Genomic DNA, 25914 nt, shown 5'->3' on the forward strand with positions numbered 1-25914 from the left:
GAGACCCACACGGCTACAAAACGGACACAGCGCATTTCGTCCTCTGAATGCGGTACTTGCACGCGCAACTACCGCATTCAGAGGACGAAATGCGTCAGAGGAGGCCGGCTTCGGAGGCCTTCCCGATGGCCTCGACGCGGTTCCGGGCGCCGAGTTTGTGCAGCGCCGACTGCAGATAGGTCTTCACCGTGTTCCGCGCCAGGCCGGTCGATTCCGCGATCTCCGGATTCGTCTGACCCTGTGCGGCGAGCCGCAGGACCTCGTACTCGCGCCGCGTCAGGCCGCTGCGGGCCAGCGCGTCGGACCGCTGGCCGTCGTCGGGGAAGATGCGTGGATCGACGACGCGCTCACCCTTGAGCACCTGCCGCAACGCCGCCACCAGATCCGTCCCGGCGACGTCCTTGAGCAGGCAGCCGTGCGCGCCGGAATCCAGCGCGGCCCGCACGCCCTGATGGTCGCCGTGCGCGGTGAACACCACGATCCGCCCCGCCGGGTGCACGCGCCGGAGCTCGGCGATGACCTCGGGCGCGAGCATGTCCGGCAGCCGCAGATCCAGCAGGATCAGCGCCGGTTTCAGCTCACCCGCCCGCCGGATCGCGGACCGGCCGGTCTCGGCCGAGCCGACCACGGTCATCGCCGGGTCGTAGCGCAGCAGCAGGCTCACCCCATCGCGGACCACCGGATGGTCGTCCACGACGAGGACCGTCACCGGCGACGGCACGGTTCCGGCACCCAGGCGCGCAGCGTGCACCCATCGTCCTCGTCGCGGACCAGGCTGACCCGGCCGCCGAGCCGCGCGGCGCGTTCGGCCAGCGCGCGCAGCCCCATCCCGGTCCCGGGCCCGGGTTGCTCCGTGTCTTCGGAGCGATGCCCGGTCCCGTCGTCGGCGACGACCACCTGCACGCCGTCGTCGCTGGGCAGCAAGCTGACCACCACGGACAGCGCGTCCGCGTGTTTCTCCACGTTGAGCAGGCCTTCCCGGACGGCCGCGACCAGCAGGCCGGTGCGTTCGGCGTCCAGCCGCGGCACCGGGGCGAGCTGGACGAACCGCGCCGGGACGCCGCAGCGGGCCTGGAACGAGCGGCAGTGCTCGGCCAGCTCTACCGGCAGCGCCCGCTCCGGGCTCGACTCCGACAACGCCAGCAACGACTCGCGCAGCGCTTTCGACGCGGCCGACACGTCACCTTCCAGCCGCCGCAGCCGCGATTCGAGCGCCGGGTTGTCGCTGATGTCCTCGTGCAGGTTCCGGACCTGGACGCCGATGGAGAACAGCAGCGCGCCGACCGAATCGTGCAGCGCGCTCTGCATCCGGAGCCGCTCGGCGGACAGCGCGGTCTCCCGGTCGGACTCGGCGACCGACGCCAGTTTCAGCGCCCGGCCGGCCTCGGTGGCGATGTCTTCGAGGGACTGGACCGCGTCGTCGCCGAAGTCGCGGCGCTCGCGCATGGCGGCGTACGCGATGGCGACGGTCTCGGTCCCGCTGACGATCGGGACGGCGATCATCGCGGCGAGGCCCTCGCCGCGGACCTGCGCGTCGAACTGGTGGGTGATACTCGGCGAGTTGACGTAGTCGTTGACCCTCACCGGCTTGCCCAGCGCGAGCACCCGCCCGCCGATGCCCTGGCCGATGGGCACGGCGAGGTCCTGCAGCGCGTCCGTGCGGGTGCCCGACATCCAGCGGATCACCGCCTGTTCGGGCCCGGTCAGCTCGGCGACGAAGCCGGAATGCGTGCCGATCGACTCGCGGATCAGGCGCGCGGTTCCGTTGAGCGCCGCGACCCGGTCGAGGGTGGCGAGCAGCTCTTCGCGCTCACGAAGAAGCCCGCCGAGCACCGCGCTGTGCTCGGCGGCGAGGTCTTCAGCGGCGTGCCGTCTCGCCGTCACGCGCTCACGATCGCACACCGGACGTGGTTTCCGACACACCCGTCCGGAGAGGTTCGCCGATGCGTTCTCGCCCGCGGTTGTCTTGAATGGACCCGTGGAGATCCTGGCCGACGCCGCGACACTGGCGCTGTATACGACCGACGCCTCCAACTACCGGCACGTGCCGAAGGGTGTGGTGCTGCCACGGAGCGCCGACGAGGTGATCGAGGCCGTCGCCGCCTGCCGGGAGGCCGGGCTGCCGGTGATCGCCCGCGGCGGCGGCACCAGTGTGGCCGGCAACTCGTGCGGACCGGGCGTCGTGATCGACACGTCACGCCACTTCGGCGGCGTCCTCGGCCTCGACCCGGCGGCCCGCACGGCGCGGGTCGCCCCGGGAACCGTCCTCGACGACCTCCAGCGCCTCGCCGCGCCGCACGGCCTCCGGTTCGGGCCCGATCCGTCGACGCATTCGCGCTGCACGATCGGCGGGATGATCGGCAACAACGCCTGCGGCTCGCATTCGGTGGCCTGGGGCCGCACGGTCGACGTCGTCCGGGAGCTGGACGTGCTGCTCTACGACGGCACCCGGCTCACCGTCGGGCCGACCTCGCCGTCCGAAGTGGACGCGCGTGCGGCCAAGCCCGGCACCGAAGGCCGGGTCTACTCGGAGCTGCGCGCGCTCGTCCACGACAACCTGGCGTTGCTGCGGACCGAGCTGTCCTCGTTCAGCAGGCGGGTGTCCGGGTACGGGCTGGAGCACCTGTTGCCGGAGAACGGTTTCGACGTCGCCAAGGCGCTGGTCGGCAGCGAGGGCACCTGCGTCACCGTGCTGGAGGCGACGGTGTCCCTCGCCGAGGTGCCGCGACGCAAGGTGCTCGCGGTACTCGGCTTCGAGTCCGACATCGCCGCGGCCGACGCGGTCCCAGAGATCCTGCCGTGGTCGCCGCTGACCGTCGAGGGCGTCGACGCGGACCTCGTCGCCCTGCTGGAACCAGGCCGCGCCGACGGACTTCCGCCGGGCGGCGCGTGGCTGTTCGTCGAGATGGCCGATCCGGAAAAGGCGCGTGGGCTGATCGACGGACTCCGCGGCGTGTTGACCGGATCCGCGCTGCTGGACGACGCGGCCGCGCAGAAACGGCTGTGGCGGATCCGGGAGGAGGGCGCCGGTCTCGCGACGCGGCTGGCCGGGGGCGAGGAAGCGTGGCCCGGCTGGGAGGACGCGGCCGTCCCGCCCGAGCGTTTGGGCGCCTACCTGCGGGAGTTCAAGCAGCTCATGCGCGAGCACGGCCGCAAGAGCGTCGTCTACGGCCACTACGGCGAGGGCTGCCTGCACCTGCGGCTGGACTTCGATCTCCTTTCACCGCAAGGGATCAGCGGGTTCCGGTCGTTCCTCGAAGAGGCGGCGGACCTGGTCGCCGCGCACGGCGGCTCGCTGTCCGGGGAACACGGCGACGGGCAGGCCCGCTCGGAACTGCTGACCCGGATGTACAGCCCCGAAATCCTCGCGCTTTTCGCGCGGTTCAAGGGGATCTTCGATCCGGCGGGCATGATGAACCCGGGCATCCTGGTGAACCCCAGGCCGGTCGACGCCGATCTCCGCGTCCGGCGCGCGCCGCTGGAGCTCGAAGACGTCACCGCGCTCGCGTACCCGGAGGACCGGGGGAGTTTCGGGCAGGCGATGCGGCGCTGCGTCGGCGTCGGGAAATGCCGCAACACCACCGGAGCCGGCGTGATGTGCCCGAGTTACCGCGCCACGCGGGAGGAAAAGCACTCGACGCGGGGCCGCGCGCACCTGCTCGCCGAAATGGTGAACGGCGAACTGATCAACGACGGCTGGCGCTCGGAAGAAGTCGCCGAGGCGCTGGATCTCTGCCTGTCGTGCAAGGGATGTCTGTCCGATTGCCCGGTCGATGTCGACATGGCGACCTACAAGGCGGAATTCCTGCACCAGCACCACAAGGGACGGCTGCGTCCGGCGTCGCACTACTCGATGGGCTGGCTGCCGCTGTGGTTGCGCGCGGCGTCGCTGGCGCCCTGGCTGGCGAACACGATGTCGCGCCGGTTCTCCGGGCTGCTGAAGAAGTTCGGCGGGATCGCGCCGGAACGGGACCTGCCGACGTTCGCCACGGCGCCGTTCACACGACGCCGCGCCGACCTGAAGCGCTGGGCGACCGGCTCCCGGCCCGTGGTGCTCTGGCCCGACTCCTTCAACAACTACCTCACCCCGGACGTCCTCGACGCCGCGGCCGAGGTGCTCACCGCGGCGGGCTACGACGTCGTCCTGCCCGATCGCGGCGTCTGCTGCGGCCTGACCCTGGTGTCCACCGGACAGCTCGACGCGGCGAAGAACGTGTTGCGCCGTACACTTTCCGTGCTCGAACCGTACCTGCGGTCCGGCTACCTGGTGGCCGGTCTGGAGCCGAGCTGTACGGCTCTCTTCCGCGGTGATCTCCCAGCGCTCCTGCCCGGCGACCCCGTGGCGGAACTGCTCGCCGAACGGACCAGGACCTTCGCCGAACTCGTCGAGGACTCGCCGCTGGAATTCCGGTCTCTGGACGTCGAAGCGCTCAGCCAGGTGCACTGCCATCAGCACGCCGTGCTCGGCTTCGACGCCGACGAGGCCGCGATGCGTGCCGCGGGTATCCACAATTCCACAATGGACTCCGGCTGCTGTGGACTGGCGGGCAACTTCGGCTTCGAACGCGGGCACTACGACGTTTCCGTCGCCTGCGCCGAAGACCGCATGCTGCCCGCGATCCGTGCCGCGGCCGAGGGGACCGAGGTGGTCGCGGACGGTTTCAGCTGCCGGACGCAGATCGAGCAGCTCGACGGACGGCGGGCCGTGCACCTGGCCGAGCTGTTAAGGCGTGCGTTGCCTTGAGTGTGCGGCGCGTTCGGCCCAGGGATCGGCGAGCATGTCGCGAAAGCCACTTTCGCGACGTCTGGTGTCCCGAAAGTGGCTTTCGCGACACCCTTCGGCACCCGGCCGATCTCCGCACCGCTCACGAGACGTGACCGAGCCGCGCGTCCCGTTCGGCGTACTTCTTCAGCGTCAGCAGCTGTTTCCGCATCATGACCAGGTCACCCCAGCCGAGCAGGAACTCCTTGAGACGCCCGCCGAACCCCGCAGAAGTCACGACGATGCGGCACAGCATGCGGCACGACCGCTCGTCGATCGGTTCGACCGAGTACGTGGCGGCCACCGGGCCGAACAGGTTCTCGGACTTGGCGAAGGTCCGTCCGGTGAGGCTGTGCCCGCGGTCGACCTCGGTCAGCTCGAACACGATCAGCGTGTCGCCGGGAGCGAGTTCGTCGGCGCCGGGGGTGAGGCTGTCCGGGCTGCGACGGCCCAGGTTGTCGAGCAGGTCGTAGCTGTAGGGCGCGACCGAGATCTGGCAGAGCCAGCGGTAGGCGAGCGCGGCGGGCGCGTGCACGGTGACGGCGCGGTCGAAGCGGGCGACAGGGCCGTCGAGCAGGGTGTCCGCCGGTTGGGCGCGGCGGCGTTCTTCCGGGGTCGCGCCCCAGTTCGCGGGTGATCCGAAGGGCATGGCCGCCTCCGTACGGTGCCGTATGGTTTTCCATACGGTAGCGTACGGGGCGTGAAAAGGAAGCTCGCGCGTGAGGATTGGGCGGACGCCGCGCTCGAAGCGTTGTGCGAGGGCGGCGTCGCCGCGATCGCCGTCGAGCCCCTCGCGGCGAAACTCGGGACGACGAAAGGCAGCTTCTACTGGCATTTCGCCAATCGAAGCGCGCTGGTCGAAGCCGCCGTACGCCGGTGGGCCGAGCAGGACACCGAGGCGTTGATCACGCTGCTGGACGGGATCTCGGATCCGGAGCGAAGGCTGCGCGAACTCTTCACCCTCGTCTTCGGGGGCAAGGACGACGAGCGGGTCGAGCTGGCCCTGCTCGCCCACGCCGGCGACCCGGTGATCGGCCCGCTGCTCGCCGACGTCACCGCGCGGCGCGTCGACTTCATCGTCCGGTGTTTCCGGGAAATGGGCCGTCCGGAAACCGAAGCCCGGCATCGGGGCTTGCTGGCGTACACGGCTTTCATCGGGTTGATCCAGGCCCGGCGGGCGAGCGGCGGAACACTGCTGCCCGCGACGGAACGGCCGGGCTACCTGGAGTTCCTGCGCGGGATTATCACCGGGTGATAAGGATCTTCGGCTCTTCGGGCGGGTGACCGGCCGGATCCTTCCTGCCGCGCCGCCCGCCGCTCATCATCATGCTCCATGACAGCCACGTATCCCGCGGCGAAGGACGACCCCGCGACCCCGATGGGCGCGATCTACGCCGACCATCCGCCGATGTCCCGGGTCGTCTTCCCCAGCGGTTGCGAAGGCTGGCTGGTGACCCGCTACGAAGACGTCCGCCTGATCTTCTCGGACACGCGGTTCTCCCGGAACCTGCTCGCGCCGGGCTCGCCGTGCCTCATCGAACCCGGCGACTTCTCCACCGGAGAGCACAGCATCCTGAACATGGACCCGCCGGACCACACACGCCTGCGGAAGCTGACGGCGCAGGCCTTCACCGTCCGCCGGATCGCCGGGCTGCGACCGCGGATCCAGGAGATCGCGGACACGCTGCTGCGGGCGATGACCGAACAAGGCCCACCGGTGGATCTGGTGGAGATGTTCGCCTTCCCACTGCCCACCGCGGTCATGTGCGAGATCCTCGGCGTCCCTTTCGAAGGCAGGGAACGGTTTCGTCAGTGGTCACGCGTGATCGTCACGCCCATGGCGTACAGCCCGGCGGAAGTGGCGCAGGCCCGGCGTGACGGGGCGGACGACATGGCGGACCTCGTCGCCGTCAAGCGGGTGACGCCGGGGGAGGACCTGCTGAGCGTCCTCGTGCACGCTCGCGACGAGGACGGCGATCGGCTCACCGAGGCCGAGCTGATCGATCTGGCCACCCAGCTCCTGCTCGCCGGGCACGAGACCACGGTCAGCCTCATCGCGACCGGGATCGTGCTGCTGGCGGGAAACCCGGATCAGCTCGCCGCGCTGCGCTCGGATCCGAGCCTGACCGAAGGAGCCGTCGAAGAGATCATGCGGTTCGACGGGCCCGCCGACGCGTCGTTGCTCCGGGTCGCGCTGGAGGACGTCGAGCTGAGCGCCGGTCTGGTCCGGCGCGGCGAGGCGGTGCTGGCGCACACCGGCGCGGCGAACCGTGACGAAGCCGCCTTCCCCGGCGCGTCGCGGTTCGACATCCGGCGCCGGAACGCGCCACAGCTCGGTTTCGGGCACGGCCTGCACTTCTGCCTCGGCGCGGCACTCGCCCGGCTCGAAGGGGACATCGCGTTCCGGACGCTGCTCGACGGGCTGCCGGGGCTGGATCTCGCGGTTCCCGCTTCGGCCATCGCCTGGCGTCCGCCGCTCTCGATCCGCGGTCCGGAAGCCGTGCCGGTGACGTGGGCTACCACCAAGCGCGGCTGAGGCTCTCCAGTGTCGGTTCTTCCGGCGCCGGAAGAACCCTGAAGTACCAGGTGAAATTGCTGTAGACGTGCAAGAGCGCGTAGGCCAGGCAACGCCGGGAGAACTCCTCGTCCGGCTCGGCGCCGTATCCGGCCAGCAGCCGACCCAGGAAGTCCTTGTCCCCGCCCGAAACGAACAGGCCGACCGCGACGAAGTCGTACTCGGCCGCACCTCGCATCGCCGGTTCGAAATCGAAGAGCCCGGTCAGGCGCGGGCGTCCGCCGTCGTGGGCGACCATGAGGTGATCGCGCATGAATTCGGTGTGCAGCGGGACGATCGGCGGGCTGCCCAGATCGACGGAGTCGAGGAACGCCGGGATCTGCGCGATCCAGCTTTCGTCGAGACCGGTCCGGCGGTGATGCTCGACGACCTTCGCGCGCTGCCCGTCGACGAACGCGGCCCAGTCCGGCGGACCGAGGACGTCGAGCCGCGGGTCGTGCAGCGAATGCAGGGCGGCGGCCAGCGCCTCGCCGAGTTCGGGAGCGAGCCGGTGTTTGTCCTCTGTGGACAGTTTCGGCCAGGCGTCCTTCAGCGTTTCGCCGCGCAGGCGCTCCATGAGCACGTAGCCCCAGCCGTCCCGTTCGCCGGCGTCGTGCACGGCGGGCGTCGGGATCGGCAGTTTCCCGTGCAGGACTTCGAGCATCGTCCGCTCGGTGGGAAGCTCGTCCCGATGCACCGGCGGGAACAGCTTGAGCACCAGATCTTCGCCGACGGCGTAGACCGGCAGTGAGCCTTCGGTGAACGGGACGGCTTCGCCAAAGCCCAGTGACGTCACCGCCGGAAGAAGGTCTTGCCTGGTCAGCGCGTCGAACTCGGCTTCGGTGCCGGCGGGCGGAAACGGGATCACGGCACGACCGTAGAGCAGCGAACCGGGGACGGCGACGTAATTACCCGCTGCGCTCCAGCAACGTCCGCGCCGCGCCGAGCACCAGACGGCAGACGTCGTCGGGATCCGCGCTGGCCAGCGGTTCCTTGCCGGTGATGTCACGGACCAGGCCGATCCCGAGCAGCCAGGCGAGGATGAGATCGGCCCGCAGATCCGCGTCTTCGGCGTCGGTCAGCGTGGCGAGCACCTTGGCGTACTCCTCGCCGAGCTGCCGCCGGACCGCGGCGGCGGCGCTGTCGTGCCCCGTCGAGCGCAAGTACGCGTCGAGGGTGCGGTCGCGGCCGGTGTCGGACTCCAGCATGCTGCGCAACGCCGTCCCGAGCAGTTCGTCCGGTGGGGTGGTGGCGATCTGCTCGCGTCCGCCGCGCGCCAGGACCTCCTCGAACAGCGCGTCCTTCGAACCGAAGTAGCGGAACAGCAATGCCTGATTGGCTCCGGCGAGTTTCGCGATGTCGCGCACGGTCGTCCGGTCGAAACCGCGTTCGGCGAAGAGGGCCGCCGCCGCGTCGAGCAGCGCCGCCCTGGTCGCGGCCGCGTCGCGCTTGCGGACCTGCGGTTCTTCCGTCATCGCCAAAGGCTAGCCGGACGTCGCACGGTAGGCGCATTGACGCTCACCGTGATCATGGTTAGCGTTGTAAGCAGTTGCTTACAAACCGCCGAGCCGGGGGGTTTCCGGACAAATGACCACCACAGACACCGAATTCGTCGCCTATCCCTTCAACGAAGACGCCGGGCTCGAACTCAACGAGGCGTACGCGGCGGCCCGCGAGACCAAGGGCATGCTCCGTGTGCGTCTTCCGCACGGTGAGCCGGCGTGGCTGGCCACCCGGTACGCCGACGCCCGCTTCGTGCTGGGCGACCGGCGCTTCTCCCGTGCGATGGCGGCGGAACGGGACGAGCCGCGGATGGCGCCGGGCAGGCGGCCCGGCGGGATCCTGAGCATGGACCCGCCGGATCACACCCGGCTGCGCACGCTGGTCGCGAAGGCGTTCACCATGCGCCGCGTCGAACTGCTGCGGCCGCGCGTCGCCGAGCTGGCGGCTGGCCTGATCCAGGACATGAAGGCCAAGGGCCGGCCCGCCGACCTGGTCGAGGACTACGCGCTGCCGATCCCGGTCGCGGTGATCTGCGAACTGCTCGGGGTCCCGGTCGAGGACCGGCCGAAGTTCCGCGTGTGGAGCGACGCCGCGCTGTCGACCAGCCCGCTGACCACCGAAGAGATGATGGCCAACCAGGACGAGCTGCGGGCGTACATGCACGTGCTCGTCGAGCAGCATCGCGCCGAGCCGCAGGACGACCTGATGACCGCGCTGATCGAGGCGCGCGACGTCCGCGACCGGCTCAGCGAGCTGGAACTGGTCGACATGTGCATCGGCATCCTGATCGCCGGGCACGAGACCACCGCCAGCCAGATCCCCAACTTCGTCTACGCCCTGCTCGAACAGCCGGACCAGCTCGCCCGCCTCCGCGCGGACCTGGACCTGATCCCGGCCGCGGTCGAGGAACTGCTGCGGTTCATCCCTCTGGGTGCCGGAGCCGGGTTCGCCCGCTACGCCACCGAAGACATCCAGGTGGGTGACGTGCTCGTGAAGGAAGGCGAGCCGGTGATGGTCGCGATCGGTGCCGCCAACCGGGACGCGCTCCAGTTCACCTCGGCGGAAACCCTCGAATTCGGCCGGGAATCCAATCCCCACCTCGGTTTCGGGCACGGCGTGCACCACTGCCTCGGCGCCCCGCTGGCCAGGCTGGAACTGCAGGAGGCTTTGCGGGCGTTGCTGCGGGATCTCCCCGGACTGCACCTCGACGGCGATATCGTGTGGAAGACGCAGATGCTGGTGCGGGGTCCCCGCTCCATGCCGATCGGATGGTGAGCATGAGCTGGAAAGTCGACGTCGATGGCGACACGTGCATCGGCTCGGGGATGTGCGCCGCGCTGAAGCCGGAGGTCTTCGCACTCGACGGTGCCACGGCGACGGTGGTCACGGAGGAGGTCGAGCCGGACGAGACGGTGCTCGACGCGGCGGACTCGTGTCCCGCGATGGCCATCGAGGTGACGGAAAAGGGTGAGGTGATCGGGCCGCGGCCCTGATGACCGCTCGTTAATGCGTGGCGGTCGTCGGTGAAGAGGCGTAGGACGACAAGGTGAGCGATGACGGCTTGACCCTCCGCACCCTGACCACCGACGACCTGCCCGCGTTCGCGGAACTGCTCGCGAGCGCCTTCCTGACCGACCAGACGGAAGGCCTGAAACACCGCGAACGGCTGGTGTTCGAGCCGGACCGCACGCACGGTGTCTTCGACGGCGACGACCTGATCGGGGCAGGGGAACTGCTCACCCGCGCGATCACCGTTCCCGGTGCCGGGCAGACTCCGCTCGCCGCGGTGACGTCGGTCGCCGTCGCGCCGGGGCACCGCAGGCGGGGCGTGCTCACGCGGGTCATGCGGGCGCAGTTGCACGGCCTGCACGAAGACGGCGGCGAACCGATCGCCGCGTTGTGGGCGTCCGAAGCGGTCATCTATCCGCGTTTCGGTTATGGCCTCGCGGCGCAGTTCCACCGCGCGAAGGTGCGCGCCAAGTCCGCGTTCCGGCCCGGCGTCGAGCTCGAAGCCGAACGAGTACGCGAAGTCGGGCGGAAACAGGCGATTCCGCTGATCAAGGCGATCTACGAAAAGGAAGCGCCGCAACGGGCCGGTGCACTCGACAGGCCCGAGTCGACTTGGGAATTCGTTCTCGACGACCCGGAGTACCGCCGTCACGGCGCCACCGCGCTGAAGTTCGCCGTCCTCCCGGACGGTTACGCGATCTACCGGTTGAAGAACGACTGGAACGAAGAAGGCCCGCGAGGGATTCTGACCGTGCAGGAACTGGTCGCGACCACGCCGGAGGCGTACGCGACGCTGTATCGCTTCCTGCTCGACTACGACCTGGTCTTCACGCTGGAGGCGTTCACCGCCCTCGACGAGCCGCTCGTCCATCTGCTCGCCAATCCCCGTGCCATGACCCGGTCAGCCGGTGACTCCCTGTGGCTCCGGCTCGTCGACGTCGATCGTGGCCTCGTCACCCGGCGCTATGGCGCTCAGGTGGATCTGGTGCTCGGCGTCCGCGACGCCTTCTGTCCGTGGAACACCGGGAACTGGCGGCTCGTCACCGACGCCGGCGGGAACGCCGAGGTGACGCGCGTGGAGGACGCGCCGGACCTCGAACTGGACGTGGACGACCTCGGCGCGATCTTCCTCGGCGGGACCAGGCCCAGCACACTGGCCGCCGCGGGCCGGATCAAGGAGCGGACCGACGGCGCGGTTTCCCGGGCGACGGCCGCGTTCGCCACCGACCGTGAACCGTCCTGCCTCGAATCCTTCTAGCTCCGGCATTACCTGCCGGGTAATCGACTTCGCGTGGTCGCCCTTGCCAAGGTGACCAGGTGCGAAAGATCAAGAGATTCCTTGGCGTGGCGGCGGTTCTCCTCGGAGCGACGGTGATGGGAAGCGGGACGGCGGTGGCGGAGACGACCGAAGGCTGCTCGATTCCGAAGCAGCTCGGAGACCTGGTCGAAGGCGCGGTGTCACCGTCCGCCTGCGCCTTCATCACCAAACAGACCGAATTCGGGGCGATGCGTTCGGACACCCCCGAAGCGCGGGAAGCCCGCGTTCGGTTGTACGGCACCATTTTCGCCTCGGACGGGACGCTCGCCGAATCGGGCAGCGCCGCGCCGATCCAGGGCAGGGCGGACATCGAGAACAACCTGCGTACTCTGCTGGGCGCGTTCCCGACGTTCCGGTTCACCCCGGTGAAGATCGTGGTGAACGGCGACGCCGTCTTCTACGAGGCGGCCAACGAAGCGGTGATCCACGGCCGGATGGTGCGGTATCCGGCCGTCTACCGGGTGGTGCTCGAGGACGGCGAGGTCACCCAAGGCCGTCGCTATCACGATCGGACGGAATGGTTCCGTCCTCTCGAAAACGACGGTCTTCGCGAGCTTTTCGCCGGTATCGGCGACAACTGTCCTCGAACGGGACCGGCCTTCACCGGCCCGGGGCTGACCGCGCCGGTGACCGACCCGGCGTGTCATCTCGCCTACCTCGGCAGGCTTTCGGGCGCGATGACCGACGTCCGGCTGGCACCCGATCAGGCGGCGGCGGGTCCGCGCACGAAGTTCCAGGAGTTTCGCGGGACCGTGCGGGCGAAAGGGCGGACGATCGACTTCGGCGTGATCGTGGGCACCGGACCCGGCCTTCTCCGCTACTACTTCGACACGCTCCCGCTGAGCTACGACGACGCGGAAGTGGCCGCTCTGTTCACCAAGCTGCTCACGGGCGCAGTACCCCCTGCTCGGTGACGACCGCGGTGACCAGCTCGAACGGCGTCACGTCAAAGGCCGGGTTGAACACCTCCGCGCCTTCTGGAGCGACCTTCGTGCCACCGAAATTCAGGACTTCGCCGGGATCGCGCTCCTCGATCACGATCCCGGCGCCGTCCGGCATCGCGGTGTCCACAGTGGACGAAGGGGCGACGACCACGAACGGGATGCCGTGGTGCTTCGCCGCGATCGCCAGGCCGTAGGTGCCGATCTTGTTGGCGACGTCGCCGTTGGCGGCGATCCGGTCCGCGCCGACGAGCACGCAGTCGACCAGGCCGCGGCTCATCGCGGCGGCGGCCGCGCCGTCGGGCTGGATGCGGTACGGGACACCGGCTTCGGCCAGCTCCCACGCGGTCAGGCGGGCGCCCTGCAGCAGTGGCCTGGTCTCGTCGACCAGCACGGACTCGACCAGGCCGCGGGCCTGAAGATGCCAGACCACGCCGAGCGCGCTGCCCCAGGCGACCGTGGCGAGGTGGCCGGCGTTGCAGTGACTGAGCAGCCGCAACGGCCGCCGCTCACAGTGTTCGAGCACCACGCCGGCCGCCAGCCGGGAGGCTTCGTGGTTGATCCGCTCGTCCTCGTCGAGGATCGCCAGCGCTTCGGCGAGGACGGCTTCGGGCCCCTCAGGGAGCTTCGCGAGGGCGCGGGAGACACCCCAGCTCAGGTTGACCGCCGTCGGCCTGGCCTGGGCGACGCGGTGCGCCTCGGCCTCGACGTCGCCTCCAGCATGGGCCGCGAGCACGACACCGAGCGCCCCCGCCGCGCCGAGCGCCGGCGCCCCGCGCACCGCCAGCCGCTGGATCGCGTCGACGAGTTCGCCGACCGTGCGCAGTTCGAGCACGCGATACTCGGCGGGAAGGACGGTCTGGTCGATGATCGTGACCGCGTCACCGGTCCAGTCGATCGTCCTGCGCATGGCTCTCCCGTGAAATCCGGTTGTCCCGTCGCGACCGCTTCGGTGAGGATGCGGCTCGTGACCATTCAACGCCACCATCCGCCCGGTCTGCACCCCACGCCCACCTACCACCACGTGACCATCGTCGAAGGACGGCGGGACATCCACCTCGCCGGCCAGTGCCCGCTCGCCGAAGACGGCAAGGTCGTCGAGGGCGACGTGCTCGCCCAGGTCGACCAGGTCGTCGCGAACACCGCCGCCGCGCTCGCCTTCGCCAAGGCGACCCCGGCCGACGTGGTGCGCACGGTGATCTACGTGGTCACACCGGACGCCGACGTGCTCTCGGCCGTGTGGGACCGGTTCGTCGAGTCGGAGATCGGGGAGGCCTTCACCACCGCGAGCACCCTGCTCGGCGTCGCGCAGCTCGGGTATCCCGGGCAGCTCGTCGAGCTCGACGTCACCGCCGCCACGGCCTGACCTCGCACGAGCCCGCGAAGTACATGAAGGCCCCCTTCCTTGCGCCTATCGCAAGGAAGGGGGCCTTCATGTACTTCGGCCTTCGTCAGGTGATGATCGTGACGACCGGTTCCCCGGCCTTCGCGGCCCCGGCGAAGAAGGTCACCAGTTCGTCGTAGTACCCGCGCACGTAGTCCAGCGCGTCGGGCTCGTCCCAGATCGACGGGTAGATCCCCTCGGCCTCGAGATCCGACAGCTCGACACCTTGGGCGAGCCGATCGAACCCGGTCCGAGCCATCTCCGCCGAGATCGTCCGCACCTCGTCCGCGGTGAAATGCCGCGGTGGCCCGTCACTGTCGGCTTCCCCCAGCAGTGCCCCGCCCAGCACGAAGTCGACCTCGAACCCGGCGCGCCCCGCCAGGAACCACAGCGCGTTCCACGCCTTGTCGATGTCCACCGCCCGCTCGGTTCCGGCGGCCTTTTCGGCGTACGCCCAGTACCGCTCGGGTTTCTCGGTCAGTTCACGCACCTCGTCCGGCGTGACCCGCAGGTACGCCCCGCACATGCCCATCGGTCAGAGACCCGCCATCAGGTCGGTCTCGGTGATGCCCGGCCCCTGCCCGGCACGGATGAACCACTCGACGCCGAACGCCTGCGCGAAACCCTCGTCGGGCATCGCGAGGAAGAACGAATCCTCACTGATCTGGCTGGCGTGCGCGCGCATCGCGGCCCGCTTATACGGCAGGTACGCGGTGACGTCGACCCTCGCCGTCAGGACCGCTTCCGGCTTGCCGAACTCGGAACCGTCCTCGAAATCGGGAAGGTCCTCCGCCTTCAGCTGCCCCGTCCGCACCGCCTCCTCCATGCCGCGGCGCATCTCGTCGCTGTTGCTCGTCGCCTCGTAGACCCGCGGCGTGCCCGCCAGCTCGGCCGCGCGCATCCCGACGCGATGCACCTGGATGTGATCCGGATGCCCATAGCCGCCGTTGTCGTCGTACACGGTCAGGACGTCGGCCTGCTCCTCGCGCAGGATCGCGGCCAGCCGCTGCGCGGCCTCCTCGACGTCGGCCTGCCAGAACGTGCCGGGCACGTCGTTGCGCGGCTCGCCCATCATGCCGGAATCGGTGTACCCCAGGAACTCCACCCGCTTGGCCCCCAGCACCTCGGCGGAAGCGTGCGTCTCCTGCACGCGGCGCTGCCACAGCTCCTCTCCGTCGTCGAGGAAACCGTCCGGCACCTCGCCGACCTCCCCCCTGGTCGCGACGACGAGCACGACACGGTGACCTTCCTCGAAGGCCTTGCGCATGACGCCGCCCGCGACGATGCACTCGTCGTCGGGGTGGGCGTGAAAACTCACCAATGTGGCCATGCTGGGGAAACTACCGGGAGGCACCGACATATTCCGGCGGGTGCCGAAGGACTGCCGAACTTCACGCGGGGAAGGTCCGCCCGAGGAACTCCAGCGTCAGCGCCCAAGCCGCCGCGGCGGGCTCCGGCTGGTGGAACATCGGCGCCACATGGTTGTGGAACGCGTGCCCCGCGCCCTCGTGGACGTGGATCTCGGCCCCGTCGTGGGAAGCCACCGCCTCGGCCAGCTTCCGCACCCCTTCGACGGGAATGTAGGGGTCCTCGCCGCCGAACTGGAACTGGATCGGGCAGGTGATCTTGTCCAGCAAGGGAAGTTGCTCCGGAACCCGCGAGCCGTAGTACGAAACCGCGACGTCCGGGTCGCCTTCGGCCGCGGCCGCGTAGGCCATCGAGCCGCCGAGGCAGAAGCCGAAGACGCCCGCGCGGCCGTCTGTTTCGGGCAGATCGCGCAGCGTCGCCAGGGTCGCGAGCACGTCGGTGACGGCGCGTGCCGGATCGAGTTGGCCGGCGACGGCCATCGAGGCCGAGAGCCCGGCTTCGTCGTGCGTGGCCGACCAGCCGGGGGAGATCCGCCAGAACAGTTCGGGCACGGCGACGACGTAGCCGAGGGCGGCCAGGTCGGCCGCGACCGACTTGAGGTAGTCGTCGAGGCCGAAGATCTCCTGGATCAGCACCAGACCCGGGCCGGAGCCGGATTCGGGCAGCCAGAGCGGGGCGTCGAACGAGCCGTCGGCGACGGTCACCTTGGTCATCGGGTTCCTTCCAGTGCGCGCACGAGGCAGTCCGCCACCAGGGCGGCCTGCGTGCCGTCGGGGTCGAGGTCGGGATCGAAGATGGTCAGCTCCAGCCCGGCGGCGCCGGGGATGGCGAGCAGGCCGCGGAGCAGTTCGACGAGCTTGTCCGGGCTGAGCCCGCCGGGATCGGGACTGTCCACAGCGGACACGAATTCCGGATCGAGGGTGTCGATGTCGATGTGGATCCAGAAACCGTCCAGCGGCGCGAAGATCTCGCGGGCGGCGGCGAGCGCGCCGTCGGTGCCGGACGCCATGATCTCCTGGCTCGTCACGACACGCAGCCCGGCTTCCCGTGCCTCGGCGGACTCTTCCGCGCGCACGCCGAGCACGAGGACGTCCTCGTCGCGGACGTAAGGACCCAGACCGTCCACATCGGCCAGTTCCGGTTGGCCACGGCCGGTGACGACGGCGAGGGCCTCACCGCCGACCGAGGCGACGTGATCGGAATTGCCGAGATGCCGGAAGTCGTCGTGGCCGTCGAAGTAGACGATGCCGAAGCGGCCTTCGCGGCGAAGAGTGAGCATGGCGGCGAGTGCGATCGAACAGTCGCCGCCGAGCACCACCGGGAAGCCGCCGTCCGCGCGGATCTTCGCCAGGCGCCCGGCGAGGGCCGCGGTGTAGGTCGCGATCCCGGCCGCGTTGCGCACGCCGCCGCCGGGTGACCAAGCGGGCAGATACCGCGGCGGGGTGACGACACCGCCGTCGGTCGCGCCCAAACGGGTGAGCAGGCCGTGGTCACGGAGCGCGCCCGGTGCCTTGTGGCAGCCGGGGACCACACCTTCGGCGGGCGGGCGCAGTCCGAGATTGGACGGTGCGTCGAGCAGTACGAAATTCCCCATGCCCATACCGTAGTAGCGATCCCTGGTGTCGCGCCGTCCGTCCCTTTAGGTTGAAGGGACGGACAGAGGAGGCTCAATGGCGGAGCGGACCAAATACATCCTCGACGAAGCCGACATGCCGACCAGGTGGTACAACGTCGTCCCGGATCTGCCGGAGCCGCCACCGCCGCCGTTGCATCCGGGCACCCGTGAGCCGGTCGGCCCGGACGACCTCGCGCCGCTGTTCCCGCAGGCGCTCATCGCCCAGGAGGTCAGCACCGAACGGTACATCGACATCCCGGAAGAGGTCCTCGACGTCTACCGGCTCTGGCGGCCGTCGCCGCTGTTCCGCGCGAGGCGGCTGGAGAAGGCGCTCGGCACTCCCGCCCGCATCTACTACAAGTACGAAGGTGTCAGCCCGGTCGGCTCGCACAAACCCAACACCGCCGTCCCGCAGGCGTTCTACAACGCGGCGGAGGGGGTCACCAGGCTGACCACGGAAACCGGCGCGGGACAGTGGGGAAGCGCGCTCGCGTTCGCGTGCGCCACCTTCGGGCTCGAGTGCGAGGTGTGGCAGGTCCGTGCTTCGTTCGACCAGAAGCCGTATCGCAAGCTGATGATGGAGACCTTCGGCGCGACGGTGCATCCGAGCCCGTCCGAGCTGACCGAATCGGGCCGCGCGATCCTGGCCGCGAACCCGGACTCGACCGGGAGCCTCGGCATCGCGATCAGCGAGGCGGTCGAGCAGGCGGCGCAGGCGGAGAACACGCGTTACGCGCTCGGCAGCGTGCTCAACCACGTGCTGCTGCACCAGACGATCATCGGCGAAGAGGCGCTCAAGCAGTTCGAGCTGGCCGGGGACACCCCGGACGTCCTCGTCGGCTGCACCGGCGGCGGATCCAACTTCGGCGGGCTCGCCTTCCCGTTCCTGCGCGAGAAACTCGCCGGCCGGATGGACCCGGTGATCCGCGCGGTCGAACCGGCCGCCTGCCCGACGCTCACCCGCGGGAAGTACGCGTACGACTTCGGGGACACCGCCGGGTTGACGCCGTTGCTGAAGATGCACACGCTCGGTCACGACTTCATCCCCGACCCGATCCACGCCGGCGGCCTGCGCTACCACGGGATGTCGCCGCTGATCTCGCACATCTACGAACTCGGGCTGATCGACGCGGTCGCCATCGGGCAGGAGGACTGCTTCGCGGCAGGCGTGCGGTTCGCCCGCGCGGAGGGCATCATCCCCGCGCCCGAGCCGACCCACGCCCTCGCCGCGTGCATCCAGGAAGCTTTGCGGTGCAAGGAAACCGGAGAGGAGAAGGTGATTCTGACCGCGCTGTGCGGGCACGCCCACCTCGACCTTCCGGCGTACGGCGCGTACCTGGCGGGCGACATCTCCGACCACGCGCTGTCCGACGAGGTCCTCGAGAAGTCCCTCGCCGGCCTCCCCTGACCGCATCCAGAGGACGAAACGCGACGAAGTCAGCCCGTCACCTGGTAGCCCGACGTCCGGTTCCGCCCGGTGTTCTTCGCCTCGTAGAGCGCCCGGTCCGCGACGGCGATCACCGCGTCCAGATCGCTGACGCCCGGCCGGTCGGCGAGGCCGATCGACACGGTGACGTGCTCGGGCAGGTCACCGGCGCGCGAAGCGACGCTCGACCGGATCCGTTCCGCGATCGCGTGGGCGTGGACGGCGGGCGTGCCGGGCAGCAGGACGACGAACTCCTCGCCGCCGAACCGCCCGACGAGATCCGTGCCGCGCACTTCGGTGCGCAGTGTTTCCGCGATCGCCGCCAGGTACCGGTCGCCGACCAGATGCCCGTGCCGGTCGTTGATCAGTTTGAACCGGTCGACGTCGACCATCAGCAGGCTGGTGTGCCGCCCCGCGCGCCGCGCGCGGTCGAGTTCGTCGGCCGCCGCCTCGCGCCACGCCTTGGCGTTGAGCAGCCCCGTCTTGGCGTCGCTGCGCGCTTGCCGTTTCAGTTGCCGCAGCAGGACTCCGCGGTGCAGCACCAGCGTGATCCCGACGACCAGCAGCAGCACCACGGGCCAGTCCCGCAACGCCCACGCGACGATGACGCCAAGGGCGATCGTGGCCGCTTCGAGCGCGTATTCGAACGGCTTCGCCAGCGCGTCGCGCAGCCGCTCGTGCGGCGTGCCGTAGTACACCGCGATGGTCATGAGCACGGTGTTGACCAGCAGGAACACTCCGCCCGCCGCGACAATCGAGCCGAACGAGGAGACGTCGCGGGGGAGTACGTCGAACGGGGCCGCGTTCCGGGAGAGGAAGGCGGCGGCCGCGAAACCCGAGAGCACGGTCGCCGAGGTGGAGTACACCCGCCGGAACAACGGGTTCGGCTGCCCGCGGAGCCAGCGGTAGAAGAACGACACGGCGATGACCAGCGCGGCGAGCGCCGGGTGCACCAGCAGCACGGCGGCGAAGGTCCACACGCTGTCGAGTGAGATGTGCGGTGTGCCCGCGAACCGTTCCCGCACCCGCTCGACCGGGCGCGACAACTCCGTGTACGCCACGGCACTGACGATCAGGATCGCGAAGGGGAGCGCGTCGCCCGGAGTGAACGGGATCCGGGCAAGTGACCAGGCGGATCCGGCGATCGCCGCGACGTCCACCAGGAGGACGAAGCCGATCAAGCCGCGGTCGGGTAGCCGCCACAGCGCCCAATTCGTTAGCGCCACGGAGACGAACGTAATCGGTTGGATACTAGGTGTCACTACGCTGTATGGGTAGGCGTGGGTGCACCACGCGTGACCGGATCGGGGAAGCAGAGGGGGTGAGCTCCATGCGCGGGCAGAACTGGTGAATACCCGGTTCCGGTCAAAGGGGGTGAAGCGGGGCCACGTGGCGCCAAGCCCGGGTGGCCGGAACAGCCACTACGAGACCGGCGAGTGCGATGACCGAGACCGTCGTCGCGGGTGAACCGAGCACGCCGACGAGCAGGCCGCCGGCGATCAGCCCGATTCCCTGCACGGCGATGAGTCCCGACCCGGCGAGGCCGAAGGCCTGGCCTCGTTCGGTGTCGGGTACCAGCCGCATGAACGTGGTGCTCGCGGTGACCTGGTAGGCCGCGCACATCCCGGACAGCAAGAGCAGTCCGGCGGCGTAGGGGAGCGAAGGCCGGAACCAGAACGCCGCGAGCGGTACGATCGCGCCGAGCGCCAGCCCGCCGACCATGCGCAACCGGACTTCCGGCCGCACCAGCCTGCTCAGCGCGAACACCCCGAGCACGATCCCGGCGGGATGCGCCGCGAGCAGCAGTCCCGCCGTCGCCGCGCCGCCGCCGATCTCCGCGGCGTAGGGCACGGCGAGCCCTTCCGGGACGATCACGAAACCCGCCAGCCACGCCAGCCCGACCAGCGCGCGCAGCCGTCGATCGTGCCAGATCGTCCTGGCACCGGCCGAAAGCCGCCGCAGGGTCGACGTCGCCGGTCCGCCCGCTCCCGAAGCGGGCCGGACGCGGACACCCAGCCGCAGCACGATCGCCGAGACACCGAACGTCACCGCGTCCAGCGCCAGCCCGCGACCCGGCCCGATCGCGGCGATCACCGCGCCGCCCAAGGCGAAGCCGGCGAGCTGGCCGACCTGGTTGGTGATCTTCAGCAGGGACTGGCCGAGAACGTAGGAATCCCCGCTGAGCACCGACGGCAGGACCGCGGCCTGCGCGGCGGTGAACGGCGCGTTGGCGAGTTGCACAACCACCAGCACGGCGGCGAGCACGGGCAACGGGATGCCGGGGACGGCGAGCACCGCGACCAGGAGCGCGCGGACGACGTCGGAGCAGACCATCACCGCGCGGCGCGGGAACCGGTCGGCCAGTCCGCCGAGCAACGGTCCGCCGATCAGATCGGGCAGGTAGGTGAGCGCGTAGGTCAGCGCGGGCCACGTCGCCGAACCGGTGCGCTCGAACACCAGCACCGACAAGGCGACCCTGGCCACCTGGTCACCGAGGATCGATTGGAGTTCCGCGAACCAGATCGCCCGCAGTTCACCGACCGCGAGGATCTGCCGGAAGGTCGCCTTGGACTCCACGAGGTGACCACCCCCGCCAGGTCGGGTGAGTCACCGAGCGTACCGCTCCGGACGCGCGTGGTGATACCGCGAAGTGCGTGAAGCCCCGCTACTCCGTGCCGCAGGTGATCTTCGGCTGCGGGTTGTAGTGCACGTTCCGGGTGTGCCGCCGGATCTCGCGCCCGGTCGAGGCGTCCTTGATGACGCGGGTGTCCGACGTGGTGAAGCCGGGCGCGCCGTTGCTGGGCTTGCAGTTCTCGGCGGGGCCGGGCTTCGTCGGCGGCTCGGACGGGTTGCTGCGGCCGCCGGGGATCGACTCGACGGTGTACTTCTTGGTGCCCCACAGCCGGATCGTGATGTCCGACGGCGTCCAGATGGTCTGGATCGCGACACCGGTGTCCGTGTCGTTGGTGAACTTCAGGTCGATCACGCTGCCGCCGCTGTGGTTCTGGAACACGGTCGCCTCGCGCGCGGCGGGGTAACGGCTGATGTAGTAGCTGTGTTCCTTGTGCTCGGTGTCCTTCATGCCGGCGAAGTACGAGGCGTTGTACAGCGTGGTCGCGAACTGCGAGATCCCGCCGCCGACCTCGCGCCCGGGCGCGCCGTCCTTGATGACACCGGCCTCGACGTAGCCCTGCGCCGCGCCGCGCGGCCCGGTGAACCCGTTGAGGCTGAACGTCTCGCCCGGCTTCACGATGGCGCCGTTGACCTTCTGCGCCACGACCCGGATGTTCGTCCCCGAGTCCGGCGCGAACCCGCCGGTCTTGAACTCGCTGACGACCTCCTTGATACCGAGCTGGTTGGCCTGCTCGGTGGTCACCTTGGCCGGGGTCTTCTTGTAGGTCACGGGCAGCTCGCGGGGCGCGGCGCGCTTGAGCACGTCGAGCACCGGCTTGAGGCTCGGCTCCCAGTCGACGACGTTGGCGTCCTCGGAGGGCTGCACGGTCGGCTTGCCGCCTTCGAAGACGATCTGCGCGTCCTTGCCCTCCTTCTCGGTGGACTTCAGCTGCGGGCCCGCGGCCTCGATGATCTTGTTGTTGTCCACCTTCGGGTTCAGCACGCCGCCGTCGACGGGTTCGAAGGTCAGCGCGGCCGCGATCTGCTCGGGTTTGACGACCGCGTCCTTGCCTTCGCCCTTGACGACCATCGGCGACGCCACGGCGGGCTTCGCGATCTGCTCGAGAGCGGCGTGGACGGCCTCGGCCGAGACCTTGACCGGGGTCTGGGTGACCGCGAGCGTGAGCGGCTCGCCGCCGGCCCAGCGCTCCAGGATGGTCTTCTTGGCGGCTTCGACGTCGAGCTTCTGCCCGGCCTTCGGCTCGACGGCGACCGGTTTGGCCTCCTCGAAGCGCACGGTGCCCTCGATGGGGTCGCGGTCGACCTTGTCGCGCAGGTTCTCCAGCGCGGCGGTGAGCTTGGCGTCGTCGGTCTGGGTGACGACGCCGACCTCTGTGGTCGAGAAGAACGACGCGATCCGGGTGAACGGATTCAGCGGCTGGTCACCCGCCTGGTCGAGGGTGGCGGGCCAGTCGAGGCGCAGCCCCGCGTTGTTCGGCGCCAGCGACTCCTCGGCGTCGCCCGCGACGACCTTCACCGGCCGGGTCAGCCGCGGCTCGATACCGCCGCGGAGCTCCTTCTCGGCCGCCGCGCGGTCCATCCCGCCGACGTCGACCCCGGCGACGGTGACGCCGCGGGGGACGCTGCCCTGGGAGACCAGCACGTCGAGGGCGTACGCGACGACCAGCAGGCCGAACACCCCGCCGCCGATGAAGGCGGCCTTGCGGTAGCTGCGGCGGCGCTTCGGTGGCGCGGGCTCCTCCGGCGTGGCAGACTCCGCGAACCCGGGCGTGACGACCGGGAGAATGTCCGTCTGCTCAGCGTGGGACTCGGGCCAGCGCGGTTCCTGCGGCAACTCTCCACCCTCCACGGTCCGGCGAGGCCGGGCGTCGTGATCGAACATCCGGGCCTTCCACACGTTCCGGACGTAGGTTCAAGATACGGGGCGCGTTTTGTGGTCGTGCAACTCGCCCGGTTGGGTGAGCGGGTCACTCCGTCGGGTGGTCACTGGGCGTCAGGTTCGGGATTTTCGCCCACTCTGGCGAGAAAGTCGAAGTCACAGCCCTCATCGGCCTGCGTGATGTGATCGGCGTACAACGCGCCGTAACCCCGTTCGTACCGCGGAGCGGGCGTGGTCCACTGTGCCCGGCGACGTTGCAATTCCGCATCATCGACGTCGAGGCTCAGCCGTCGCGAAGGAACGTCCAAAGTGATCCGATCGCCGTCGCGGACCAGCGCGAGCGGCCCGCCCACGTGGGATTCCGGCGCGACGTGCAGCACGCACGCGCCGTAACTGGTGCCGCTCATCCTGGCGTCGGAAACGCGGACCATGTCCCGGACGCCCTTGGCCAGCAGGTGATCCGGCAGCGGCAACATCCCGTACTCGGGCATCCCCGGGCCGCCGAGCGGGCCGGATCCGCGCAGGACGAGGACCGAATCCTCGGTGATGCCGAGCGAGGGGTCGTTGATGCGGTTCTTCAAGTCCTTGTGGTCGTCGAAGACCACCGCGGGTCCGGTGTGGACGAGCAGCCGGGGATCGGCGGCGATGTGCTTGATCACCGCGCCCGACGGCGCCAGATTCCCGCGAAGCACCGCGACTCCCCCCTCGGCGGCGACGGGGTTTTCGCGCGTACGGATGACATCGTCATCGTGCACCCGTGCCGTTTTCAGGTTTTCCCCGAGCGTCCGGCCGGTGACGGTGATCCGATCGGTGTGCAGCAGATCGGTCAGCCGGGAGAGCAGGCCGGGAAGCCCGCCGGCGTAGTAGAAGTCCTCCATCAGCCAATCGCCGCCCGGCCGGATGTTCGCCAGAACGGGGACCCGGCGCGCGATCGCGTCGAAATCGTCGACGGACAACGGGATCCGCGCGCGCCCGGCCATCGCGATCAGATGGATGACGGCGTTGGTCGAGCCGCCCAGCGCCAGCACGGTGGTGATCGCGTCGGCGTACGCGCGCTCGTCGAGGATCTTCGTGACGGTGAGGTCCTCCCACACCATTTCGACGACGCGCGCGCCGCTCGCCGCGGCCATCCGGTGGTGCGCCGAGTCGACGGCGGGGATCGACGCGGCGCCGGGCAAGGTCAGGCCGAGTACCTCCGCGACCGACATCATGGTGGACGCGGTCCCCATCGTCATACAGGTTCCGGGAGAACGGGCCAGCCCACGCTCCAATTCGGACAGTTCCCCGTCGCCGATCAGCCCGGCCCGCTTGTCGTCCCAGTACTTCCACATGTCGGTGCCGCTGCCGAGCACCTCGTTCCGCCAATGCCCGCGCAACATCGGGCCCGCGGGGACGAAGATCGCGGGCAGTCCCGCGCTCGTCGCGCCCATCAGCAACGCCGGTGTCGTCTTGTCGCAGCCGCCCATGAGGACCGCTCCGTCGACGGGGTAGGACCGCAGGATCTCTTCGGTCTCCATCGAAAGCAGGTTGCGGTAGAGCATGGGGGTCGGCTTCTGGAAGGTCTCCGACAGCGTCGCGACCGGGAACTCCAGCGGGAATCCGCCCGCCTGCCACACCCCGCGTTTGACCTGCTCCGCCCGCTCGCGCAGATGCATGTGGCAGGGGTTGATGTCGCTCCAGGTGTTGAGGATCGCGATGACGGGTTTCCCGAGGTGCTCCTCCGGGTTGTAGCCGAGTTGCCTGCTCCTGGCCCGGTGGCTGAAACCGCGTAGTTCGTCGCCGCCGAACCAGCGGTGGCTTCGGAGTTCCTCGGGGTTCCTCATGAAGCGAGTATGACATCTCATATATGATCGCTCTCATGCCTTCGACCTTCAGCCTGCCCGCTTCACGGACCGAAGTGGTCCTCGAAGAGATCCGCCGCGGCATCCTCACCACGGAGCTGAAGCCCGGCCAGCCGCTGGTCGAAGCCGAACTCGCGGCCCGGCTCGGGGTGTCGAAGACGCCCGTCCGCGAGGCGCTCAAGGTGCTGTCGAACACGGGACTGGTGACCTTCAGCCCGTACAAGGGCGCCTCGGTGTGCGTGGTCGACGCGGAGCTGGCGAAGTCCGTGTACGACGTCCGCATGGTGCTGGAGCCCGAGGCCGTGCGCCGGTCGGTCGAACGCCGCTCGCCGGACCTGCTCGAAGACGCCGCGGAGGCGTTGAAGGAGGCGTCGGCGGCGATCTCGGACAAGGACCAGGCGGCGCTCAGCCTGCTCAACCGCCGGTTCCACCGCGCGCTCTACAGTGGTTGCGGCAACCCGCTGATGGTCTCGATACTGGACGACCTCAGGGACCGCGCGGCGTTGATCAGCGTGGTCGGCTGGGCGGCGAATCCCAGCTGGCGCAGGGAATGGGCCGAGCACAAGGCGGTGCTGGCGGCGGCGAAGAAGGGTGACGCCGACGGGGCGGCCGGGCTGCTGCGCGCCCATATCGGCGACTTCCAGGACCGGATCCTCGAGACCATCGGAGACGAATGATGCGCCTGCTCCTCATCTCCGACACGCATCTGCCGCAGCGCGGGAAGAGGTTGCCCGCACAGGTCTGGCGCGAGGTCGATGCGGCGGACGTCGTCATCCACGCCGGTGACTGGGTCGAGGTCGCCCTGCTCGACGAACTCGAGGCCCGGAGCAAGCGGCTCATCGGGGTCTACGGCAACAACGACGGCGAGGACCTGCGGGCGCGGCTCCCCGAGATCGCGCGGGCGGACCTCGGCGGCGTCCGCCTGGCGGTCATCCACGAAACCGGCGGCAAGCAGGGGCGCGAGCGCCGCTGCGACGAACAGTTCCCGGACACCGACGTCCTCGTGTTCGGGCACAGCCACATCCCCTGGGACACGGTCACGCCGAACGGGCTGCGGCTGCTGAACCCCGGTTCGCCGACCGACCGGCGGAGCCAGCCGTTCTGCACGTACCAGACCGCCGAGATCAGCGACGGCGAGCTGCGCGACGTAGCTCTTCATGAGCTGCCGCTTCGCCGCTGA

25 protein-coding genes are annotated in these 25914 nt (G+C 69.6%); 11 read left to right on the plus strand and 14 right to left on the minus strand.

The annotated features are described in order from the left end of the window. Nucleotides 1–94: 94 nt before the first annotated feature. Nucleotides 95–751 carry a response regulator transcription factor gene (locus DMH01_RS31650; protein WP_233621725.1) on the minus strand — a complete coding sequence of 219 codons (657 nt, stop codon included), beginning with the start codon at nucleotides 749–751 and terminating at the stop codon, nucleotides 95–97. Beyond that, on the minus strand, nucleotides 706–1884 hold the full coding sequence (locus DMH01_RS31655; protein WP_125681191.1) for a GAF domain-containing protein: 1179 nt from the start codon (nucleotides 1882–1884) through the stop codon (nucleotides 706–708). The genes DMH01_RS31650 and DMH01_RS31655 overlap by 46 nt, the downstream gene beginning before the upstream one ends. Nucleotides 1885–1978: 94 nt before the next feature. Between DMH01_RS31655 and DMH01_RS31660 the strand changes: the two genes are divergently transcribed. Beyond that, entirely contained in the window at nucleotides 1979–4744 is a 2766-nt protein-coding gene (locus tag DMH01_RS31660; protein WP_125681193.1) for an FAD-binding and (Fe-S)-binding domain-containing protein, read from the plus strand. Nucleotides 4745–4865: 121 nt separating this feature from the next. Here the strand turns inward: DMH01_RS31660 and DMH01_RS31665 are convergent, their stop codons facing one another. Next, a complete protein-coding gene (locus tag DMH01_RS31665; RefSeq protein WP_125681195.1) occupies nucleotides 4866–5411 on the minus strand; it encodes a hypothetical protein in 546 nt (181 codons plus the stop codon). 51 nt (nucleotides 5412–5462) lie between these two features. Here DMH01_RS31665 and DMH01_RS31670 point away from each other — a divergent pair, with 51 nt between their 5' ends. Together DMH01_RS31670 and DMH01_RS31675 are read left to right on the plus strand one after the other, a co-directional pair. Further along, the gene (locus DMH01_RS31670) at nucleotides 5463–6017 is read left to right on the plus strand and encodes a TetR/AcrR family transcriptional regulator (RefSeq protein WP_199745701.1); all 555 of its coding nucleotides are present in this window, start codon (nucleotides 5463–5465) and stop codon (nucleotides 6015–6017) included. A 78-nt stretch (nucleotides 6018–6095) separates the two neighbouring features. Further along, nucleotides 6096–7298, plus strand: coding sequence for a cytochrome P450 (locus DMH01_RS31675; RefSeq protein WP_125681199.1), 1203 nt, complete (start codon nucleotides 6096–6098; stop codon nucleotides 7296–7298). Here the strand turns inward: DMH01_RS31675 and DMH01_RS31680 are convergent. Together DMH01_RS31680 and DMH01_RS31685 are read right to left on the minus strand one after the other, a co-directional pair. After that, complete coding sequence (locus DMH01_RS31680) at nucleotides 7279–8184, minus strand: phosphotransferase family protein (RefSeq protein ID WP_125681201.1); 906 nt, start codon at nucleotides 8182–8184, stop codon at nucleotides 7279–7281. The genes DMH01_RS31675 and DMH01_RS31680 overlap by 20 nt on opposite strands. A gap of 40 nt (nucleotides 8185–8224) precedes the next feature. Next, the gene (locus DMH01_RS31685) at nucleotides 8225–8791 is read right to left on the minus strand and encodes a TetR/AcrR family transcriptional regulator (RefSeq protein ID WP_125681203.1); all 567 of its coding nucleotides are present in this window, start codon (nucleotides 8789–8791) and stop codon (nucleotides 8225–8227) included. A 112-nt stretch (nucleotides 8792–8903) separates the two neighbouring features. On the opposite strand from DMH01_RS31685, the gene DMH01_RS31690 reads away from it, so the two are divergent. Genes DMH01_RS31690 through DMH01_RS43365 form a run of 4 tightly spaced genes read left to right on the plus strand, consistent with a single transcriptional unit; the run spans nucleotide 8904 to nucleotide 12560 of the window. Continuing rightward, nucleotides 8904–10094 carry a cytochrome P450 gene (locus DMH01_RS31690; RefSeq protein ID WP_125681205.1) on the plus strand — a complete coding sequence of 397 codons (1191 nt, stop codon included), beginning with the start codon at nucleotides 8904–8906 and terminating at the stop codon, nucleotides 10092–10094. Between the two features lie 2 nt (nucleotides 10095–10096). Continuing rightward, on the plus strand, nucleotides 10097–10312 hold the full coding sequence (locus DMH01_RS31695; protein WP_199745702.1) for a ferredoxin: 216 nt from the start codon (nucleotides 10097–10099) through the stop codon (nucleotides 10310–10312). A 53-nt stretch (nucleotides 10313–10365) separates the two neighbouring features. After that, on the plus strand, nucleotides 10366–11586 hold the full coding sequence (locus DMH01_RS31700; RefSeq protein WP_125681209.1) for a GNAT family N-acetyltransferase: 1221 nt from the start codon (nucleotides 10366–10368) through the stop codon (nucleotides 11584–11586). A gap of 59 nt (nucleotides 11587–11645) precedes the next feature. Then, nucleotides 11646–12560, plus strand: a complete 915-nt coding sequence (locus DMH01_RS43365) for a nuclear transport factor 2 family protein (protein WP_233621726.1) — start codon at nucleotides 11646–11648, stop codon at nucleotides 12558–12560. On the opposite strand, the gene mtnA is transcribed toward DMH01_RS43365, so the two are convergent. After that, nucleotides 12532–13497 (minus strand): S-methyl-5-thioribose-1-phosphate isomerase, encoded by a 966-nt coding sequence (gene mtnA, locus DMH01_RS31715; protein ID WP_125681211.1) that lies wholly within the window; start codon nucleotides 13495–13497, stop codon nucleotides 12532–12534. The genes DMH01_RS43365 and mtnA overlap by 29 nt on opposite strands. Nucleotides 13498–13545: 48 nt before the next feature. Between mtnA and DMH01_RS31720 the strand changes: the two genes are divergently transcribed. Then, nucleotides 13546–13953: a RidA family protein gene (locus DMH01_RS31720; RefSeq protein ID WP_233621727.1), complete on the plus strand. Its 408-nt coding sequence runs from the start codon at nucleotides 13546–13548 to the stop codon at nucleotides 13951–13953. A gap of 85 nt (nucleotides 13954–14038) precedes the next feature. On the opposite strand, the gene DMH01_RS31725 is transcribed toward DMH01_RS31720, so the two are convergent. The 4 genes from DMH01_RS31725 to DMH01_RS31740 form a co-directional block, all read right to left on the minus strand. Next, complete coding sequence (locus DMH01_RS31725; RefSeq protein ID WP_125681215.1) at nucleotides 14039–14503, minus strand: YfbM family protein; 465 nt, start codon at nucleotides 14501–14503, stop codon at nucleotides 14039–14041. Between the two features lie 3 nt (nucleotides 14504–14506). Then, on the minus strand, nucleotides 14507–15301 hold the full coding sequence (locus DMH01_RS31730) for a PIG-L family deacetylase (protein WP_125681217.1): 795 nt from the start codon (nucleotides 15299–15301) through the stop codon (nucleotides 14507–14509). Nucleotides 15302–15362: 61 nt separating this feature from the next. Next, nucleotides 15363–16052 carry a dienelactone hydrolase family protein gene (locus DMH01_RS31735; RefSeq protein WP_125681219.1) on the minus strand — a complete coding sequence of 230 codons (690 nt, stop codon included), beginning with the start codon at nucleotides 16050–16052 and terminating at the stop codon, nucleotides 15363–15365. Further along, nucleotides 16049–16933, minus strand: coding sequence for an arginase family protein (locus tag DMH01_RS31740; RefSeq protein ID WP_125681221.1), 885 nt, complete (start codon nucleotides 16931–16933; stop codon nucleotides 16049–16051). Before DMH01_RS31740 ends, DMH01_RS31735 begins: the two co-directional genes overlap by 4 nt. Nucleotides 16934–17009: 76 nt before the next feature. Between DMH01_RS31740 and DMH01_RS31745 the strand changes: the two genes are divergently transcribed. Next, the gene (locus DMH01_RS31745) at nucleotides 17010–18362 is read left to right on the plus strand and encodes a TrpB-like pyridoxal phosphate-dependent enzyme (RefSeq protein ID WP_125681223.1); all 1353 of its coding nucleotides are present in this window, start codon (nucleotides 17010–17012) and stop codon (nucleotides 18360–18362) included. Between the two features lie 29 nt (nucleotides 18363–18391). On the opposite strand, the gene DMH01_RS31750 is transcribed toward DMH01_RS31745, so the two are convergent. The 4 genes from DMH01_RS31750 to araD all read right to left on the minus strand — a co-directional run bounded on the left by DMH01_RS31750 (nucleotide 18392) and on the right by araD (nucleotide 24716). Next, complete coding sequence (locus DMH01_RS31750; RefSeq protein WP_233621728.1) at nucleotides 18392–19606, minus strand: GGDEF domain-containing protein; 1215 nt, start codon at nucleotides 19604–19606, stop codon at nucleotides 18392–18394. 139 nt (nucleotides 19607–19745) lie between these two features. After that, on the minus strand, nucleotides 19746–20957 hold the full coding sequence (locus tag DMH01_RS31755) for an MFS transporter (protein ID WP_125681225.1): 1212 nt from the start codon (nucleotides 20955–20957) through the stop codon (nucleotides 19746–19748). An 88-nt stretch (nucleotides 20958–21045) separates the two neighbouring features. Next, a complete protein-coding gene (locus DMH01_RS31760) occupies nucleotides 21046–22848 on the minus strand; it encodes a VanW family protein (protein ID WP_199745703.1) in 1803 nt (600 codons plus the stop codon). A 149-nt stretch (nucleotides 22849–22997) separates the two neighbouring features. After that, complete coding sequence (gene araD, locus DMH01_RS31765) at nucleotides 22998–24716, minus strand: L-arabinonate dehydratase (protein WP_125681229.1); 1719 nt, start codon at nucleotides 24714–24716, stop codon at nucleotides 22998–23000. A 35-nt stretch (nucleotides 24717–24751) separates the two neighbouring features. Between araD and DMH01_RS31770 the strand changes: the two genes are divergently transcribed. Beyond that, the gene (locus DMH01_RS31770; protein WP_125681231.1) at nucleotides 24752–25411 is read left to right on the plus strand and encodes a GntR family transcriptional regulator; all 660 of its coding nucleotides are present in this window, start codon (nucleotides 24752–24754) and stop codon (nucleotides 25409–25411) included. Then, nucleotides 25411–25914 (plus strand): metallophosphoesterase, encoded by a 504-nt coding sequence (locus DMH01_RS31775; RefSeq protein ID WP_125681233.1) that lies wholly within the window; start codon nucleotides 25411–25413, stop codon nucleotides 25912–25914. Before DMH01_RS31770 ends, DMH01_RS31775 begins: the two co-directional genes overlap by 1 nt.

This window comes from Amycolatopsis sp. WAC 04182, from assembly GCF_003947465.1.
GTDB lineage: Bacteria > Actinomycetota > Actinomycetes > Mycobacteriales > Pseudonocardiaceae > Amycolatopsis.